This is a genomic window from Microbacterium sp. JZ101 (assembly GCF_053903175.1).
Window position 1 is genome coordinate 167,056 of sequence record NZ_CP096400.1, and the last position, 18,745, is coordinate 185,800.

Consider the following 18,745-nt stretch of genomic DNA (forward strand, 5'->3'; position numbering starts at 1 on the left):
TGGCCTGCGCCCGCGCCCTAAGATCGACCCCGTGCCGACCCCCTCGCTCCGCCACCCCCTCGACATCGACGGGATCCCCTACGCGCCCCGCGCGCAGGCGCTGCGCGACGCGCTCGCGACGCGCGTCGTCATCGCCGACGGCGCGATGGGCACGATGCTGCAGCGATACGAGCCGACGCTCGACGACTACCAGGGGCTCGAGGGCTGCAACGAGATCCTCAACGTCTCGCGCCCCGACATGGTCGGCCGCATCCACGACGACTACCTCGCGACCGGCATCGACGCGATCGAGACGAACACCTTCGGCGCCAACTGGTCGAACCTCTCCGACTACGACATCGACGACCGCATCCACGAGCTCGCCGAGGCGGGCGCCCGCATCGCGCGCGAGCGGGTCGATGCGGCGGAGGCGGCGGATGGCCGGATGCGCTGGGTCCTCGGGTCGATGGGGCCGGGCACGAAGCTGCCCTCGCTCGGGCACACGACCTACGCGCACCTCAAGGAGACCTTCGCGCAGCAGGCCGAGGGCCTGATCGACGGCGGCGCCGACGCCCTCCTCATCGAGACGTCGCAGGACCTGCTCCAGACGAAGGCCGCCGTGAACGCGTGCAAGCAGGCGATCGTCGCCCGCGGCATCCGCCTGCCGATCTTCGTCGAGGTGACCGTCGAGACGACCGGCACCATGCTCATGGGGTCGGAGATCGGCGCCGCGCTCACGGCTCTCGCGCCGCTCGGCGTCGACGCGATCGGCCTGAACTGCGCGACGGGGCCGCAGGAGATGAGCGAGCACCTGCGGCACCTCTCCAAGCACTCGCCCGTCACGGTCATGTGCATGCCGAACGCCGGCCTTCCCGTGCTCACGGCCGATGGCGCGCACTACCCCCTCACGCCCGCCGAGCTCGCCACGGCGCACGAGCAGTTCGTGCGCGAGTTCGGCCTCGGCCTCGTCGGCGGGTGCTGCGGCACGACGCCCGAGCACATGCAGGCCGTCGTCGACCGGCTGCGCGGGGCATCTGCCGCCGAGCGGTCGGCGCAGATCGAGCCCGGCGTCGCCTCGCTCTATCAGCACGTGCCCTTCGACCAGGACGCGTCCTACCTCGCGATCGGCGAGCGCACGAACGCCAACGGGTCGAAGGCGTTCCGCGAGGCGATGCTCGAGGGCCGGTGGGACGACTGCGTCGAGATCGCGCGCTCGCAGATCCGCGTCGGCGCGCACCTGCTCGACGTGTGCGTCGACTACGTCGGGCGCGATGGCGTCGCCGACATCCGCGAGATCGTCTCGCGCTTCGCCTCGGCCTCCACCCTGCCGCTCGTCGTCGACTCGACCGAGCCCGCCGTCATCCAGGCCGGTCTCGAGCTCATCGGCGGTCGCCCCGTCGTGAACTCGGTCAACTACGAGGACGGCGACGGCCCGACCTCGCGCTTCGGGCGCATCATGCCGCTCGTCAAGGAGCACGGCGCGGCCGTGATCGCGCTCACGATCGACGAGCAGGGGCAGGCGCGCACCGCGGAGGACAAGCTCCGCATCGCCTCGCGCCTCGTCGACGAGCTCGTCGGCGAGTGGGGCATGAAGGTCTCCGACATCATCGTCGACTGCCTCACCTTCCCGATCGCGACCGGCCAGGAGGAGACCCGGCGCGATGCGATCGAGACGATCGAGGCCATCCGCGCCCTCGTCGCGAAGTACCCCGGCATCCACACGACGCTGGGCGTCTCGAACGTCTCGTTCGGGCTCAACCCGGCCGCCCGCTCGGTGCTGAACTCGGTGTTCCTGCACGAGGCGTCGCAGGCCGGTCTCGACTCGGGCATCATCGACGCCGCGAAGATCGTGCCGCTCGCGTCGATCCCGGAGGAGCAGCGCCAGGTCGCGCTCGATCTCGTCTGGGACCGCCGCGCGTACGACGCCGACGGCACCCTGACCTACGACCCGCTCGCCCGCATGCTCGACCTCTTCGCGGGCGTCGACAGCGCCGCCCTCCGCGACCAGCGCGCGGCCGAGCTCGCCGCGCTGCCCACGGGAGAGCGGCTCCAGCGGCGGATCATCGACGGCGAGCTCAAGGGGCTCGAGGAGGACCTCGACCTCGCGCGCGCCGAGGGGATGACCGCACTCGGCATCATCAACGACCACCTGCTCGAGGGCATGAAGGTCGTCGGCGAGCGCTTCGGGTCGGGCCAGATGCAGCTGCCGTTCGTGCTGCAGTCGGCCGAGGTCATGAAGACCGCCGTCGCGCTGCTCGAGCCGCACATGGAGAAGAGCGACGACGCGGGCAAGGGCCGCATCGTCCTCGCGACCGTGCGCGGAGACGTGCACGACATCGGCAAGAACCTCGTCGACATCATCCTCACGAACAACGGGTACGAGGTGATCAACCTCGGCATCAAGCAGCCGATCGCCGGCATCATCGCCGCGGCCGAGGAGCACGACGCCGACGTGATCGGCATGAGCGGCCTGCTCGTGAAGTCGACGGTCGTCATGAAGGAGAACCTCGAGGAGCTGCAGGCGCGGGGCCTTGCGAGGCGCTGGCCGGTCATCCTCGGCGGTGCGGCGCTCACGCGCGCCTATGTCGAGGACGACCTCGCGAGCCTGTTCGAGGGCGAGGTGCGCTATGCGAAGGACGCGTTCGAGGGCCTCGCCCTCATGGAGCCGCTCGTCGCGATCGCGCGCGGCGCCTCGCCCGACGAGGTGGGCCTCCCGCCCCTCAAGAAGCGCATCCACCGCAAGGGCGCCGCTCTCACGCTCACCGAGCCGGAGAGCATGCCCGAGCGCTCCGACGTCGCGGCCGACAACCCCGTGCCGGCGCCGCCGTTCTGGGGCACGCGAATCGTGCGCGGCATCGCGCTGGCTGACTTCGCGGCCTTCCTCGACGAGCGCGCGACCTTCATGGGCCAGTGGGGGCTGAAGCCCGGTCGCGGCGACGACGGACTGTCGTACGAACAGCTCGTCGAGCGCGAGGGCCGGCCGCGCCTGCGGTACTGGCTCGACCGCATCCTCGCGGAGGGCATGCTCGATCCGTCGGTCGCGTACGGGTACTTCCCCGTCGTCTCGGAGGGCGACGACCTCGTCGTGCTCCATCACGGAGAAGATCCGGATGGCCGCATCGGCCGCGCGGGGCTGCTCGCGCCCGACGGAGGCTCGGGCGGGTCGGTCGGCTCCGACCGACTGCGCTTCCACTTCCCGCGCCAGCGCCGTGATCGGCACCTGTGCCTGTCTGACTTCGTGCGCGCACGCGCATCGGGCGAGGTCGACGTGCTGCCCGTGCAGCTCGTGACCGCGGGCGCGAGGATCGACGAGGTGACCGCGCGGATGTTCGCCGAGAACCGGTACCGCGACTACTACGAGCTGAACGGCCTCGTCATGCAGCTCACCGAGGCGCTCGCCGAGTTCTGGCATGCGCGCATCCGCGACGAGCTGGGGTTCTCGGCCGAGGACCCGACGAGCACCGAGGGGCTGTTCAAGCTCGAGTACCGGGGCGCGCGGTTCTCGCTCGGCTACCCCGCGTGCCCCGACATGGAGGACCGCCGCAAGGTCGTCGAGCTGCTGCGGCCCGAGCGGATGGGCGTCGAGCTCAGCGAGGAGCTGCAGCTGCATCCCGAGCAGTCGACGGACGCGTTCGTCTTCCACCACCCGGAAGCGAAGTACTTCTCGGTGTGACGGCCGGCTTCGCCCGCCGCAGCGCGCGCAGGCAGGCGGTGCCGACGAGGGCGAGCCCGACGACGGTCGTGATCGCCCGCAGCGTGTCCCAGCTCAGCGTGGAGGTCACGAGCGAGTACACGAGGAAGCTCGCGAGGTTCTCGGCGAGCGGCGCCCCGGGCGCGTAGGACGCTCCCGTGCCGGCCCCGACCGCGAACGGCCAGAACCACATGTTCATGATGAGCCCGAAGGCGTACGACGCCGCGACGCCGTAGACGCACAGCATCGCGATCTCGGCCCGTCCGCGCACGCGGCGGGGGAGGAGCCCCGCGCCCGCCGCGACCCATCCGCACGCGAACATCTGGAACGGCAGCCACGGGCCGACGCCTCCCCAGAGCAGCGCCGACATCCCGATCGACACGGCGCCCAGCAGCAGGCCGAAGCGCGCCCCGAGCACGCGGCCCGCGAGGATGAGCAGCACGAACAGCGCCTCGACGCCGCCGACGCCCGTCCCGACGATGCGGATGGCCGCGCCCACGGCGCCGAGGACGGCCAGGTGCGCGAGCGTGTGGGCGGAGCGCACCGAGCCGTCGAGGAGGGCGAGCACGGCGATGACCGCGAGCGGCGCGACGGCGACCGCCACGTACGGGACGGCGGCCTGGGCCTCGGTCGGGAGGGCGCTCGCGAAGAGGGGCCACAGGAAGGCCCCCACCGCCACGAGGTTGGCGAGTGCGAGCAGCGCGAGGTTGCCGGCTCCCTCCGCGAGCGCCCTGCCCCCGGTCGTTGAGCGAGCGAAGCGAGTCGGTTCGTTCGGGGAGCGCAGCGACCTGCCCCCGGTCGTTGAGCGAGCGAAGCGAGTCGAAACGTCGTGACCCGTCGTCGAGAACCGCACCCCGCTTCCGGCTCCGTCCGCGGGCACCCTGCCCCCGGCCCCGTCCGCGAGCGACCTGCCCCCGGTCGTTGAGCGAGCGGAGCGAGTCGAAACGCCGTGAGCCGAAACGCCGTCCCCCTCCGTCCCCGGCACACCCACGCGCCCGTCCGCGATCGCCAGCCGGCGGTCCGCGACGAGCTCCGCGAACGCCGCGTCGTGCGTCGCGAGCAGCACGCCGACCCCGGCGTCGGCCTCGGCGAGCACGGCGCGTGCGACGAGTGCGCGGGCCGCGGGATCGAGCCCACGCGTCGGCTCGTCGATGAGCAGCGCCCTCGGGCTGCGCGCGGTCTGGAGGGCGATGGCCAGGCAGCGCCGCTGCCCCGCGGACAGATCTCGCGGGTGCGTGCGGAGGATGCGCGTGAATGTCGGCGCCCCGGGCTCGAGGCCGAGGAACGCCGCGAGCCGCTCGGCGGTGGGCTGCGCGGGGCGGAAGCGCCGGTCGGCCGCGCGGCATTCCGCGGCGACCGTGTCGCGCAGGAGGAGGTCGTCGGACGCATCGGGGACGAGCGCGACGCGGCGGCGCGCCCCGCCCGCGACCGCGACCCCGGGCGCTCCGGTCGCGAGCGCCTCGAGGAGGCTCGACTTGCCCGCCCCGTTGGGGCCGGTCAGCACGAGCACCTCGCCCGCGTGCAGGTCGAGGCTCGCCTCGTCGACGGCGATGCGCGTCCCGCGTCGCGCGGTGACGTCGTGGGCCGCGAGGGCGACGGCGGCTGCGGCCGGCGGCGTGCGGCGCGGCGCCCTGCTCCGCTCGGGACCGGAACGGAGGTCGGCAGGGGCCGCCGCCCCGTCCTCGATCCGCAGCGAGAGGTCGGCGATGGAGGCGAGCTCGGCCATCCGGTGCTCGGCGACGACGACGCACATGCCGTCGCGATGGGCGAGCGCGTCGAGGAGCGCGACGATCCGGCCGCGGAAGTCGGCGTCGAGGTCGGCGAGCGGCTCGTCCACGAGGAGGAGCGCCGGGTCGTCGACGATGGCCGATGCGAGGGCGACGAGGGTCGCCTCGCCCGCCGAGAGCCCGCGCACGGGGCGCTCCAGGAGGTGGCCGATGGCCATCCGCTCCGCGACGTCGGCGACCTTCTCGCGACGGTCCGCTGCGGAGACGCCGCGCAGCTCGAGGGCGAAGCCGATCTCGTCGGCCACGCGAGCCGCCGCGAACGCCTGCCGCGGCTGCTGCAGCACGACGCCGATGTCCCGCGCGAGGTCGCGCGGCGGCACCGCGCTGCGTTCGCGGCCGACGACCTCCGCGCGTCCCGCCATCCATCCGCCATCGACGTGCGTGTGGAGCCCCGCGATGAGCCGCAGAAGCGTCGACTTGCCGGCGCCGGTCGGCCCCGACAGGCAGACGACGGATGCTCGCGGCAGCGCGAGCGCATCGACGCGCACGACCTCGACGGGGTCGAACCCCGCGCGGAGGCCATCGAGCAGGACGGCCGTCTCGGCGCGTGCCGCGGGGGATGGCCGACCCGCGTAGCCGCGGAGCTCGAGTGCCGCGCTCAGCGCGGTCGCGCGCTCGAGGGCGCGCTCGAGCACGGGCGCGAGGAGGCGCGCGGCGTTCCGCTCGTCGCGCAGTCGCTGGGCGAATTGCGCGGCGCGGACCGCGTCGGCGAGAGAGGGAACGGTGGCCCACGCGATGGCGAGGGCGCGGCAGATTCCGCCGAGGAAGCGCCCGCGCGCGCCGTGCGCGAGGAGGCGCGGCACGTCGACGAGCGCCGTGAGCACGCCGATACCGAGGATGACGAGCGCGATCGGAACCGCGCTCAGCGCGGCGTCCGCCAGGCCATCCGCCGTGACCTCGCCGAGCAGGCGCACATGCGCGAAGGGCGGCGGGAGGCGCAGCTCGGGCAGCGCCCAGAGCACGGCGCCGTCGCCGTCGGCGCCGTGGAAGAGGATGCGGTAGACGATCCGGACGACGATGAAGCCCGCGGCCACGACGGCCGCGGTCCTCACCGCCGCGGATCGCGTTGTCACGGTGCCGCGGGTGCGCCGTCCAGCGTGAAGAGGAGCTCGAGGCTCTCGCCCGGTGCGACCTCCTGGGTCGACAGGCCCTCCATCGCGTATTCCCACTCGCCGTCGGCGGGCTGGATCCAGATCGACCAGTAGGCGAACGCGGCGGGCATCGACGCGCACTCCTCGACGTACGCCGGGTCCTCGGTCGAGCCGACCGGCTCGGTCGCCGACGGCAGACCGTCCACGCGGCAGAGCACCTCGTCGCCGTACTCCTCCGTGCCCTCGGTCTCGACGCCGGCCTCGGCCAGGACGTCGGCCGCGACCTGCGGCTCGTCCGCGAGGACGCAGCGCTCGCTGCGCTCGCCGCCCTCGAGCGCGGTGCTGTCGACGATGAGCGTGATGCCCTCGTCGTCGGCGCACGCGCCGTCGACGACCGTCTCGGCCGCAGGGGTCTCGGTCGGTGCCGACTCGGCCGGCTGCTCGGATGCGGGGCTTGCACAGGAGGCCAGGGCGAGCACGGCGATCGCGCCGGCGAGGCCCGAGAGGGCGCGCAGTGTCTTGGTCACCGACTCAGCGTAGGGCGCGCGGCGGCGGTGGTCGGAACCGCGCGTAACAGGAGCGCTCGGGGGGGGCATGCCGACGTTTCCCTGCCCTGATGCCCCGGCAGCGCCCGCCTGTCGGTCGTTGCCCGTAGCGTTGGCGGTGATGTCCGACGCAGCCTCTCCCGATTCTCCCGCGCCCTCCGGCCCCCGTCGTCCCGCTGACGCGGCGCGGAGCGCATCCGAGCGCCCTGCCTGGCGCCGACTGGGCTGGCGTCGGCTGGGCGGGCCCGCTGCGTTCGCCGCGATCGTCCTGCTCGTCGCTGGCACGACCGGCCAGGCCGCGGGGACCGTGATCGCGGGGCGCCTCTCGGGCGACCCCACGGTCGACGCGCTGCTCCTCTTCGCCCTGTGCGTCGTCGGCGGCGCGGTCGTCGACAGCGTCGGGCAGGTCCTGTGGGCCGGCGTCGTCGACCGCGCCGAGGGGCGCCTGCGCGGCGATCTGCTCACGGCCGCGATGAGCCAGCCCCTGGCAGTGCTGTCGGAGCAGGCGGTGGGCGAGGTGCTCGACCGCGTCGACGACGACACGCGCGCGGTCGGCTCGCTCGTGCGGCGTCAGCTGTGGGGAGCCGGGCGGACCCTCGTCGGCGTCGTGCCGCTGTGGATCGTGGCGAGCACGACGTGGTGGCCCGCGTGGATCCTCTTCCCCGTCCTCGGCGTGATCGTGGCGCTCGTCGCCCGCCCGCTGCTGCGCGAGATCGCCCTGCGCAAGGTCGCGGAGGAGGAGGCGTGGACCGACCACGCCGCCGCGTTCGAGGAGGCGGTCGCTGCGCGGAACGACCTCCGCACGAGCCTCGGCCAGGCGTTCGCGGTGCGGCGCCTCGCGCAGATCTCGGCCGTCGTGCACGCGCGGCTCCGCACGCTGACGGGCCTCGAGATGCGGCTCATCAACCGGGCGGAGGTGCTGCTGCACGCCCTGCTGGGCGGCGTCGCGGTGACCGGAGCCGTGCTCGCCTTCGGCGGCAGCCTCCCCGTGGAGCAGCTCGTCACGCTCTTCCTCGCGACGGCCCTGCTCGTCGGGTCGGTGTCGAACCTCGTCCACCACCTGCCGGACATCCAGGAGGGCATCGGCGCGCTCATCCGCATCCGGCAGATGCTCGAGGTGGAGCCCGAGCCGGTGGGCGGCCTCGACGTGCCGCCCGGCCAGGTCGGTCTGGAGGTGCGCGACCTCGACTTCGCCTATGAGGAGGGCGCGTTCGCCCTCGCCGGGGTGTCGCTCGACGTGCCGGCCGGGCAGACCGTGGCGCTCGTGGGGCGGACGGGGTCGGGCAAGTCGACGCTCGCCGCGCTGATCTCGCGCGCGCAGGAGCCGCCGCGCGGCACGGTGCTGCTGGGCGGCGTCGATGTGCGCGACCTGGATCTGCAGAGGCTGCGCGCCGCCGTCGGCGTCGTGACGCAGCGCACCGAGATCCTGTCGGGCACGCTCGCGGAGAACATCGCGCTGTTCGCCCCGGTCGACCGGCGCGAGATCGAGGCGGCCGTCGCGGAGCTCGGCATCGCCGACTGGGTCGCCGGGCTGCCCGACGGGCTCGACACCGCCCTCGGGCCGGGGGGAACTGCGCTCTCCGCAGGCGAGGAGCAGCTCGTCGCCTTCGCGCGCCTGCTCGTCCGCCACGTCCAGGTGGTCGTCCTCGACGAGGCGACGGCGCGGATGGACCCGCTCACCGAGGCGCGCGTGGTCGCGGCGTCCGAGCGGCTGCTGCGGGGGCGGACGGGGGTGCTCGTCGCGCACCGCCTCACGACGATCGAGCGCGCCGACCTCGTCGCCGTTCTCGATCATGGGCGCATCGTCCAGCAGGGGCCGCGCGAGGCTCTCGCGGCGGCGGATGGCCCCTTCCGCCGCCTGCGCGAGGCGGCAGCGTCCGACGGTCAGATCGACGACGCCGCGCCCGACGCGCAGCCGGATGGCGCGGAGGCGGATGCCCCGGCGGCGGCTCCCGACGCCGCGGCCGGCGTCGGCACGCGGCGCCGCACCGGCACTCCGCCCGCGCTCTCGGAGCCCGGCGATGGGCCGTCGCTCGCGCGCGGCATCCTGCATGTGCTGTTCGTCCGGCCCCAGTGGGGCATCGCGGGCGCGGCGCTCTTCCTCGTGTCGGCGCTCGCCGCGGCGCAGGGCGCGCTGACCGGCTTCCTCTGGGGGCGGATCGTGGAGGCGCTTCAGGCGGGCGAGCTGCCGTCGGCCCTTCTCCTCGGGCTCGTGGTGCTGATGCTGCTCAGCCCGCTCGCGCTGGGTCGGGCGATCTACCTCTACCCGAGCTGGTGGGTCGAGAACCTGCTGCGCGTCCGCATGCGCGTCATGTACGGCCAGACCCGCCAGCACCGGCTGCCGACGACTCCCGCCGGCGAGATCGTCGCGCGCGCGATGGACGCCGACCGCTACGTCATGTACGCCGACCGCTGGGTCGACTTCGTGAACGGCCTGGTCATCGCCGCGGTCACGGCGCTCGTGTCGCGCTCCTGGCTCGCGGGCGGCGTGCTGCTCGCGGTCATGGTGGTCTCCGCGCTCGCGGCCGCCGTCGGCCGGCCGATCGCCGGTCGCTCGGCGACCCGCTCCTCGGCTGCCCGCGCGCGATTCGGGCGCTCCCTCGTCTCGGCTCTCGATGCCGCGCGCACGGTCAAGCTCGCCGCCCGCACGCCGGAGGTGCACCGTCATCTCCAGGAGGTCGACAGCGGCCGCGTGCGCGCGGCGATCTTCGAGCACCGCGTGCAGGCCGTCCTCGACGGCGTCCCGATCGTCGCCCTGCACATCGGAGCGGTGGCCGCATGGGCGGCATTCCTCTCCGGCGTCTGGGATCTCGCGACCACCCTCCTGGTCGCGAACGCGGTCACGGGCTTCGGATGGTTCGGCGTCGTCGCGGGAGCGGTGGTCACCGAGGCGCCGGGCACGCGCAGCTGGCAGCAGGCGACCGCGCGCTTCGCGGGCGGCGTCGACCTCGTCGATCCGGTGCCCGGTGTCGACCTCGTCGCGGGGACCGCGCCCGAGCCGCCCGCGACGGGTCGCGCGCCGCTGCAGGCGCTCGAGCTGCGCGGGGTGAGCGCGGTGCACGACGACGGCACGCTCGGCGTGACGGATGTCGATCTCGAGGTGCGCCGAGGCGAGCTGGTCCTGCTCCTCGGGCAGGTCGGATCGGGCAAGTCGAGCCTGCTCGCCGCGCTCGCGGGGCTCATGGAGCACACGGGCGAGATCCGGTGGAACGGCGTCGAGATCGCCGATGCGCAGGAGTTCCTCCGCCCCGGCCAGGTCGCGCATGTCGCCCAGGTGCCGCGCGTCCTCAGCGGCACCTTCGCCGACAACGTGCGCCTCGATCACGAGCGCGACGTCGACGGCCCGATCGACAGCGCCCGGCTCAGCGAGGACGTCCGCGAGGCGGGCGGCGCCCACGCGCTCGTCGGGCACCGCGGGGTGCGTCTGTCGGGCGGGCAGGTGCAGCGGCTCGCGCTCGCGCGGGCGCTCGCGGCTGACGCCGAGCTCCTGCTCGCGGACGACGTGTCGTCTGCGCTCGATGCGCGCACGGAGATCGAGCTCTGGCAGGCGCTGCGCGATCGCGGTGCGACCGTCATCGGCGCGACTTCCAAGCGTGCCGCGCTGGCCCGAGCGGATCGCGTGGTCGTGCTGTCCGACGGCGAGGTCGCGGCCGTCGGCCCCTGGCGCGAGCTGGCGCCGCGGTGGGCGCACCTGGCGGGGTGAGGCGCGCGCTCAGGGCTTCAGAGGCTCCTCGCCGACGACGACGTCCGGGTCCATCGGGATCGGACCGACCACGCGAGGGTCGCCGTCGTGCCACTCGACCGGGACCCCCGCGCGCTCCAGTCCCGCCAGGCTCAGATCGATGCGCAGAAGCGGGAGCGACAGGTCCGCATAGCCGTCGCGCACCACCTCGGCCACGCGTTCCGGGGTCGTCGCGCGAACATAGCCCGCGTCGTCGAGGGGGACGCCGCGCTTGGAGACCTCGTACTGGCCGAACCCCCGGCTCATCCCCCAGTCGTCCTCTATCGCCACATGGCAGATCACGTCCACGGTCGCCACACCTCCTGCTGTAATGAAACGCTGTCGTGTCATTATGGTACCGTGCCCTCATGGCGAGCAAGCGAGGGCGGCCCACGGCGGATGAGCGCGCGAAGCGTCAGGAGCGTGTGCTGGAGGTCGCGACCGAGCTCTTCCTCTCGCGCGGATACGAAGCGGTCTCACTCGATGCGGTCGCAGGAATGGCGGGCATCGCCAAGCGGACTCTGTACGACTCGATCGGCGACAAGAGCGCCATCTTCTGCGCCGTCGTTCGGCGGCAGCACCGGTACACGGAACCGGAGAGCGAGCCGTCCGACCTGGTTCAGGCTGCGGAAGCGGTCCATCGCTCCCTGATGACCGACCAGGCCGTCGCCCTGCACCGCGTCGTCATCGCCGCCGCAGTCTCGTTCCCGGAACTCGCGAGGGAGTTCTACGCGAACGGCCCCGCCGTGGCGCAGGCCTTCCTCGCGAAGCAGCTGGTCGACGCCGGAGGCTCGCCCGAGTCCGCGCCGCTGCTGTTCTCGCTCCTTCTCGGGGAACGCCATCGGCGCCGGCTGCTCGGACTCGACGCGGAGCCGACGGCTGAGGAGAGCCGCGTGCAGGTCGCGGAAGCCGTGGCTGTGGTGCTCGGCGACAACGCGTGAGCGGCTCTCTCGAGTGCGGCATCGACGCAGGATGACCTTGTGGATGTCAGTTCTCAAGCTAGGTGAGACAGAAAGTCCTAGTTGAGACTGGCACCCTTGCCCCGCGTTCACCTGCTCGTCGCTCGGCGCTCTCAATCTAGTTGAGACGAGTTTCTCGCACACCCGCACCGCCGCCTGTGCGTGGGTTACGCGCACGACCGAGAGCCCGTGCGAAGGAGGTGTCGATGCGCGAGGAACCTATTTGAGGAGGGCTACGGGAATTCTTCGATGACCTCGCGATCATCCGCGAGATGTGGCCGGGCAACATCGTGATCAAGGGCGTGCAGAACGTGCCGGATGCGGTGAAGGTCATCGACATGGGCGTGGACGGGCTGATCTTGTCCAACCACGGCGGGCGTCAGCTCGACCGGGCTCCCATCCCGTTCCACCTGCTGCCGAAGGTCGTGCGCGAGGTGGGCCGGGACGCCACGGTGATGATCGACACGGGCATCATGAACGGCGCCGACATCGTCGCCTCGATCGCCCTGGGCGCGAAGTTCACCCTGATCGGCCGCGCCTACCTCTACGGCCTCATGGCGGGCGGACGCGCCGACGTTGACCGCACCATCGTGATCCTGCGCGCCGAGATCGAGCGCACCATGAAGCTGCTCGGCGTCAGCTCCCTCGACGATCTCGAGCCGCGCCACGTCACCCAGGTCACCCGGATGGCGCCCGTCCTGTAGTCGGGCTGTCGCGTTCATTGCGCGGACTCTCGCGCCAGGTTGGTGGGAGACGGGCATAGTCGATATGTTTCAACTGTTTGGTTGATAGTGACGGGATCCCATGACTGCCATACCTCCACGACTGCGGCGCGGCGAAGCTGCGGAACGTCCTGTACGAGATCCGGGGAGAGGCGCTCTCTCAGGCGGAGCGCCTTGAGGCCGAGGGTCATGGGGTGAATCAAGCTGAATATCGGCAACCCCGCGGTGTTCGGCTTCGAGGCTCCGCATAAGGTCGTGCGCGACATGATCGCGTCGGTGCCCCATGCGCACGGATACGGCGACAGCCGTGGCATCCTCTCCGCGCGCCGCGCGGTCTCGGCGCGATACGAGCAGGAGCCCGGCTTCCCCCCCCGGTCGACCCCGATCACGTGTACCTGGGCAACGGTGTGTCCGAGCTGATCACGATGACGATGCAGGCGCTGCTCGACGACGGCGACGAGGTGCTGATCCCCGCTCCGGATTACCCCCTGTGGACGGCGATGACGAGCCTTGGCGGCGGGACGCCGGCGCATTACCTATGCGACGAATCGCGGGAGTGGCAACCGGACCTCGAGGACATCCGATCGAAGGTGACCGCCAACACCAAGGCGATCGTCGTCATCAACCCCAACAACCCCACGGGCGCCGTGTACTCGCGTGAGGTGCTCGAGGGCATCGCGGAGATCGCGCGCGAGCACTCGCTGCTGCTGCTGAGCGACGAGATCTACGACCGGATCGTGTTCGACGACGCGGTGCACGTGCCCATGGCGACCGTCGCTCCCGACCTCCTGTGTCTGACCTTCAACGGACTGTCCAAGACCTACCGCGTCGCGGGGTACCGGTCGGGGTGGCTGGTGATCACCGGCCCCCGTGAGCACGCCGCGGGCTTCCTGCACGGCATCAGCCTGCTGGCATCCACGCGACTGTGCCCGAACATGCCGGCGCAGTTCGCCGCGCAGGCCGCGTTGTCGGGTGTGCAGTCCATCGACGCGCTCATCGCCCCGACAGGCCGGCTGCATGAGCAGCGCGGCGTGGGCAGGGCTGGAGGCGATTCCCGGGGTGTCGTGTGTGCAACCGCGCGGCGCACTCTACGCATTCCACGGCTCGATCCGGACGTGTACGAGATTCCTAACGACGCCGCATTCGTGCGCGACTTCCTCGTCGCCGAGCACGTGCTGCTCGTGCAGGGCTCGGGTTTCAACTGGCCGGGCACGGACCATGTCCGCATGGTCACGCTGGCCGAGGTGCGCGTCGTCTCAGAGGCCGTCGAGCGGCTCGGCAACTTCCTGGCGTCCTGGCGGCCCTGAGGTCGCCGCCCGACCCGCTCAGGAGATCGCGGAGATCGCGCTCATCGCCATGTCGAGAGCTTCGGCCAGGGGCATCGAGGAGCGCGCCGCGTGCAGGTGTGCCGTGGACAGCGCCGAGAAGGCGGCGGCGACCGCGGCGGCTGCCTCCAGCTCCCCGACGGTTCCCGGGGCCCGTTCGAGGACGACGGAGACGATGCGCTCCTGTGCGCGCTGCATCCGTTCGAGGTAGCCCGCGCGGAGGACGTCGGATGACTGGATGATGTGGTCGATCGCTTCCGCCTGGGCGGCGCGACCCGGGTCGGAGATGTAGTCGACGACGCCATCGAACATGCGCCGAAGGGCCCGCCATGCCGGCTCATCTGCGGGCCGCGCGGCCAAGGCGGCCGCAAGATCCTCGCCGAGCTTGTCGTACTTGCCGAGCAGGAGCGCGTCCTTGCTGGGGAAGTAGCGGAAGAACGTCCGCTTCGACATCCCCGCGGCGTCCGCGATCTGGTCGACGCGGACCTCGTTGTATCCCTGCTCGACGAACAGCCGCAGGGCGACCTCGACGAGTTCGCCGCGCACGGCGCGCCGCGTGCGATCGCGGATCGACGGGGATTGCGGTTCTGCGCTCATGCCCGTAGTGTACCTGCGAGTCAGCATTGACACCGGGTGTCAGTTAAGACGCCGAGTGCGACACCGAGGAGGCGCTGTGAGCAAGAACTGGTTCATTACGGGTGCGGGGCGAGGCTTCGGGCGCGAATTTACCAAGAACGCGCTCGAGCGCGGCGACCGCGTCGCGGCCACCGTGCGCGACACCGCGGTGATCGCGGATCTTGTGGATGAATACGGGGACAACCTGCTGGTGCTGACGCTCGATGTTACTGACGAGGCTGCGGTGCGCGATGCCGTCGCGGCGGCCGTCGGTCGATTCGGGCGTCTCGACGTCGTCGTCAACAACGCCGGGTACGGTCTGTTCGGCGCGGTCGAGGAGATCTCCACCGAGCAGCTGCGTGCTCAGCTGGAGGTCAACCTGTTCGGGGCGTTCTTCGTGACGCAGGCCGCCCTTCCCTTCCTGCGCGAGCAGGGATCCGGGCACATCATCCAGATCTCCACGATCGGTGGAATCGCCGCGTTCCCGTCGCTCGGCGGCTATCACGCATCGAAGTGGGCGCTCGAGGGTCTCAGCGAGTCGCTCGCACAGGAGGTTGCACCGTTCGGCATCAAGGTGACGCTGATCGAGCCGGGAGGCTTCTCGACCGACTGGGCGGGCAGCAGTGCCGTGCACGCCGCGCCGCAGCCACAGTATGACGCCCTCCGGAAGGGCATGGCCGAGGGGGCGGCGAATGCGAACCTGGGCGATCCGGTTGCCGCCGGCCCCGCGATCCTGAAGATCGTCGACGCGGAGGAGCCGCCGCTGCGCGTGCTCTTCGGCACGCAGCCCACGCAGATCGTGCCGTGGCTGTACGACCAGCGTCTCGCCACGTGGAAGCAGTGGGAGTGGCTCTCCGTCGAGGCCAACGGCTGACGGAGACCCGACCGCCGTCTGTGCGTCCCCGCGACTTCGGTCACGGGGGCGCACGCGCATGTTGCCATCGACTTCCTTCGGGCCAACCAGTTGGTCACTTTCCGGAATCGGGCGGGCCGCCCCCAGGCGGTGGGGCGGGCGGCGTTCGGGCGCTTCATGGAGAGCTCCGGCGCGTGTCTGCTGCTGGAAAAGGCCATTGATCAGGTCTATCTATTGCCTGGGTGCGACCGCGGAGGTGACCACGCCCGTTTGTGAGACTCGATCGGCTCGATCCGCGGACTACCGGATCACCTCCAATGATTGACGCGAAGATCAACCGTATGGTTACATCGCTGCCAACTCCAGCGAGGCGCGGCTGGGTCCGTACATCCGCGCACCGGTGAAGCCGCTTCAGACAACGCTGTCGACCCGACGACGTCTCCGTCGTCGCTGCCAGAGAGGTCCAGGTAATGACGCCTGAGATGTGGTCCATTGTCGCGCTGCTGGTCTTCTTCACGATGGGCACCGTGCTTCGCATCAACCTGGGGGCCCTCGCCCTCATCGCCACCTTCATCATCGGCACCGTCCTGCTCGGAAAGCCTCCCGCCGATCTGCTCGCGCTGTTCCCCGTCGACTTGTTCGTGATCCTCGTGGGGACCACGATGCTCCTGGGCGTCGCGCAGGCGAACGGCACAGTCGACTGGATCGTCGGCCTGTGCGTCAGAGCGGTGCGGGGGAGGGTTGCGTTCCTGCCGTGGATCCTCTTCCTGATCAGCGCGCTGATGTCGACCATGGGTCCGGGCGCAGTGCCTCTGCTCGCAGGGATCGGAGCGAAGTTCATCACCCGATACACGCTGAACCCGGTCCTGATCGGTCTTATGGTCGTGCACGGTGCCCAGGCCGGCGCGTTCTCGCCGATCACGCCGTACGGCGTGGTGGTGAACGGGATGATGGAGCGTTTCGGGCTCACGCCGGAACCGTGGGTGCTCTATGTGTGCGTGATGGCTTTCAACACGCTCGCGTCGATCATCGGCTTCCGAGCGTTCGGGGGACGGGGCATCCTGGGCCGTAAAGACGACCTCGACGCCGCGTTCGGTGAGGCGTCTGTCGAGAGCACGTCGCCCGTCGCCGGTTCGTCCGGGCTGAAGGTCGATGCGACAGGTCGCATCTCCGGTGGCGGCGCCGGGGTGCATCAGGGGGCAGGCGGGGAGAGCGGGGGCGATGCCGTCGCCACTCAGGCGACGGCATCCATCGCCACCGAGCTCAAGCCGGGGCGGTCGCGGATCCAGCGTCCCTCGTTCCATCAGATCGCGACGCTGATCGCGCTGATCGTCTTCGTGACCGTGGTGACGGCATTCAACACCGACCTCGGCTTCACCTCGCTGATCATCGCGGTTGCGCTGCTGCTCGTCCACTCGGGTGAGATCCGTGGCAGATCCGTCGGCTTCGTCGCCTGGCCGACGCTCCTGCTGGTGGCCGGTGTGCTGACGTATGTGGGCCTCATGCAGGAGATGGGCACGGTCGCCATCATCGCGGAGGGCGTGGGAGCGGTGGGGAGCCCGGTCCTCGCGATCCTGATCTGCTGCTACATCGCCGCGGCCGTCTCGTCGGTGGCTTCGTCGCTCGGCATCATCGGCATCCTGATCCCGCTGGTCCTGCCGTTCCTCCAGAGCGGTGACGTCAGCGTCATCGGAACCATCGTCGCCGTCGCCATCTGCGCCACCATCGTCGATGTGAGCCCTTTCTCGACCTACGGGGCGATGGTGCTGGCCAACTCGCACGGCGTCGACGTGAAGGTGTACGAGCGAAAGCTGCTGGGCTACACTGGCGTGCTCATCCTGCTCGCGCCGGCCGCCACCTGGGCGGTCTTCGTGCTGCCGCACTGGTTGCCGTGACGACAACGAGCCGGGTGTGGCTTGCCTTCCGGAGGCGATCTTGCGAGAATGAGCCGCTAGCGCGCGCAAGCGAAGTGGGGGTGGTGGATCGCGGATGGCGCGCAGGAAGCACGCGTTCCCGAGCGGACGTCGCGTCACGCCCGCCTGATCACCACCCGCGAGAGGCATCCATGCACGGCCACAATCCTGTTCTCCCTCCCGACGTCTGGATCCCCGACGGCGAAGCGCATGTCATGCCGGATGGTCGCCTGTATGTGTACGGGAGCCTCGATCGGCACGAGGACGTGTACTGCAGCAACGAGTACCGCGTCGTGTCCACGTCTGACCTTTGCGACTGGACCGTGCACGACACGTCGTTCGCGATCGACAAGGAGCAGTGGGAGGCGGTGCCGGCTGCCACGTCGCCGGTGGCGACTCTGGGGCGCTGGACCAAGGCCAAGCACCTCGTCAAGACCGGGCTCCAGATGCGCCGCAGCGGCGTCTGGCCGGCCTTTCAGCGCATGATGAAGGCGGGCCGGGATGCTCCGCGGCCCGCGCTGTTCGCGCCGGACTGCATCGAGAAGGACGGTCGCTATCACCTCTTCTTCGACCTGTCCGACGACAGCGAGGGCGTGGCGGTCAGCGATCGGCCGGAAGGACCCTTCCGCGACCCCGTGCGGCTGCCCGCCACCGGCATCGATCCGGCCGTCTTCGTGGACCGCGATGGCTCTGCGTACTACTACTGGGGGCAGTTCCGTGCCAGCGGCGTTCGCCTGAACGACGACATGCGCGGCTTCGACACCCGCGCGGTCGTGCACAACCTGATCACCGAGGAAGAGCATCACTTCCACGAGGGCTCCTCCATGCGGCGGATCGGCGACACGTACTATCTCGTCTTCGCGGACACCTCTCGCGGAAGGCCCACGAGCCTCGGTTACGCGACCGCCCAGAGCCCCCTCGGACCCTTCACATACCGCGGCGTCATCATCGACAACGACGGGTGCGATCCGCAGTCGTGGAACAACCACGGCTCGATCGAGCAGGTCGACGGCAGGTGGTACGTGTTCTACCACCGTTCGAGCGGCAACTCGATGGCCAGACGCCGGCTCTGCGTCGAGCCGATCACCATCGCGCCGGACGGATCGATCGCTGAGGTGCCGATGACGTCCCAGGGTGTGGGCGCCCCTCACGCCCCGGGAGAGGCGATCGAGGCGTGGCGCGCGTGCCAGGTCTCCGGGGGCGCGTACGTCGGCCCGTCGGCCGCTGGGCAGGAGAAGCTCCACCTGCCGGGCGGCGGCGCATCGGGCACGTTCCGATACCTCGTGAGCGATCGCGACCTCACCCGGGCGACAGTCGACGCCCACGGTGCGGCGCTTCTCGAGATCCGGTTGGGGGCGCATGCGACAGTGCACGCGCTGACGTCCGGTTCGCGCGCATTCGACCTCGCGCGCCCGGTGGGACCGGGACGCTACGAGGTCACGATCACGCTGCGGTCGGGATCAGACGTTCAGCTCCGCTCGCTCTCGCTCGCCTGACAAGCCACGCGGAGCATGGAGAGGCGGCCGGCCACCCGAAGGTGACCG

Annotated in this window: 11 protein-coding genes and 1 pseudogene; 8 read left to right on the forward strand and 4 right to left on the reverse strand. The window is 71.2% G+C overall.

Translation table 11 applies throughout. The features are described 5' to 3' along the window. Window positions 1-31: 31 nt before the first annotated feature. Window positions 32-3,652 carry a methionine synthase gene (metH, locus tag M1D56_RS00780; RefSeq protein ID WP_456284353.1) on the forward strand — a complete coding sequence of 1,207 codons (3,621 nt, stop codon included), beginning with the start codon at window positions 32-34 and terminating at the stop codon, window positions 3,650-3,652. Here metH and M1D56_RS00785 read toward each other — a convergent pair. Beyond that, entirely contained in the window at window positions 3,567-6,530 is a 2,964-nt protein-coding gene (locus tag M1D56_RS00785) for an ATP-binding cassette domain-containing protein (RefSeq protein WP_456284354.1), read from the reverse strand. The genes metH and M1D56_RS00785 overlap by 86 nt on opposite strands. Then, window positions 6,527-7,075 carry a hypothetical protein gene (locus M1D56_RS00790; RefSeq protein ID WP_456284355.1) on the reverse strand — a complete coding sequence of 183 codons (549 nt, stop codon included), beginning with the start codon at window positions 7,073-7,075 and terminating at the stop codon, window positions 6,527-6,529. The genes M1D56_RS00785 and M1D56_RS00790 overlap by 4 nt, the downstream gene beginning before the upstream one ends. Window positions 7,076-7,214: 139 nt before the next feature. Here M1D56_RS00790 and M1D56_RS00795 point away from each other — a divergent pair, with 139 nt between their 5' ends. After that, window positions 7,215-10,796 (forward strand): ATP-binding cassette domain-containing protein, encoded by a 3,582-nt coding sequence (locus tag M1D56_RS00795; RefSeq protein WP_456284356.1) that lies wholly within the window; start codon window positions 7,215-7,217, stop codon window positions 10,794-10,796. 9 nt (window positions 10,797-10,805) lie between these two features. Here the strand turns inward: M1D56_RS00795 and M1D56_RS00800 are convergent, their stop codons facing one another. Beyond that, complete coding sequence (locus tag M1D56_RS00800) at window positions 10,806-11,132, reverse strand: hypothetical protein (RefSeq protein WP_456284357.1); 327 nt, start codon at window positions 11,130-11,132, stop codon at window positions 10,806-10,808. Window positions 11,133-11,182: 50 nt separating this feature from the next. Here M1D56_RS00800 and M1D56_RS00805 point away from each other — a divergent pair, with 50 nt between their 5' ends. The 3 genes and pseudogenes from M1D56_RS00805 (at window position 11,183) to M1D56_RS00815 (ending at window position 13,802) form a co-directional block, all read left to right on the forward strand. Beyond that, window positions 11,183-11,755 carry a TetR/AcrR family transcriptional regulator gene (locus tag M1D56_RS00805; protein ID WP_456284358.1) on the forward strand — a complete coding sequence of 191 codons (573 nt, stop codon included), beginning with the start codon at window positions 11,183-11,185 and terminating at the stop codon, window positions 11,753-11,755. 263 nt (window positions 11,756-12,018) lie between these two features. Continuing rightward, window positions 12,019-12,477 (forward strand): annotated as a pseudogene (locus tag M1D56_RS00810) (alpha-hydroxy acid oxidase); the annotation flags it as partial. A gap of 407 nt (window positions 12,478-12,884) precedes the next feature. Next, window positions 12,885-13,802, forward strand: a complete 918-nt coding sequence (locus tag M1D56_RS00815; RefSeq protein ID WP_456284359.1) for an aminotransferase class I/II-fold pyridoxal phosphate-dependent enzyme — start codon at window positions 12,885-12,887, stop codon at window positions 13,800-13,802. 18 nt (window positions 13,803-13,820) lie between these two features. Here the strand turns inward: M1D56_RS00815 and M1D56_RS00820 are convergent, their stop codons facing one another. After that, window positions 13,821-14,417, reverse strand: coding sequence for a TetR family transcriptional regulator (locus M1D56_RS00820; RefSeq protein WP_456284360.1), 597 nt, complete (start codon window positions 14,415-14,417; stop codon window positions 13,821-13,823). Window positions 14,418-14,493: 76 nt separating this feature from the next. Between M1D56_RS00820 and M1D56_RS00825 the strand changes: the two genes are divergently transcribed. From M1D56_RS00825 to M1D56_RS00835, 3 genes are all read left to right on the forward strand, one after another. Next, entirely contained in the window at window positions 14,494-15,309 is an 816-nt protein-coding gene (locus tag M1D56_RS00825; protein WP_456284361.1) for an SDR family NAD(P)-dependent oxidoreductase, read from the forward strand. A gap of 449 nt (window positions 15,310-15,758) precedes the next feature. After that, on the forward strand, window positions 15,759-17,183 hold the full coding sequence (locus M1D56_RS00830; RefSeq protein WP_456284362.1) for an SLC13 family permease: 1,425 nt from the start codon (window positions 15,759-15,761) through the stop codon (window positions 17,181-17,183). Window positions 17,184-17,353: 170 nt separating this feature from the next. Further along, window positions 17,354-18,697 (forward strand): family 43 glycosylhydrolase, encoded by a 1,344-nt coding sequence (locus tag M1D56_RS00835; RefSeq protein WP_456284363.1) that lies wholly within the window; start codon window positions 17,354-17,356, stop codon window positions 18,695-18,697. Window positions 18,698-18,745 lie beyond the last annotated feature (48 nt).

Excerpts from the sequence above, each read along its gene's own strand:
- M1D56_RS00820 (WP_456284360.1), bottom strand. The coding sequence starts at position 14,417 with ATGAGCGCAGAACCGCAATCCCCGTCGATCCGCGATCGCACGCGGCGC.
- M1D56_RS00805 (WP_456284358.1), top strand. The coding sequence starts at position 11,183 with ATGGCGAGCAAGCGAGGGCGGCCCACGGCGGATGAGCGCGCGAAGCGT.
- M1D56_RS00830 (WP_456284362.1), top strand. The coding sequence starts at position 15,759 with ATGACGCCTGAGATGTGGTCCATTGTCGCGCTGCTGGTCTTCTTCACG.
- M1D56_RS00835 (WP_456284363.1), top strand. The coding sequence starts at position 17,354 with ATGCACGGCCACAATCCTGTTCTCCCTCCCGACGTCTGGATCCCCGAC.
- M1D56_RS00795 (WP_456284356.1), top strand. The coding sequence starts at position 7,215 with ATGTCCGACGCAGCCTCTCCCGATTCTCCCGCGCCCTCCGGCCCCCGT.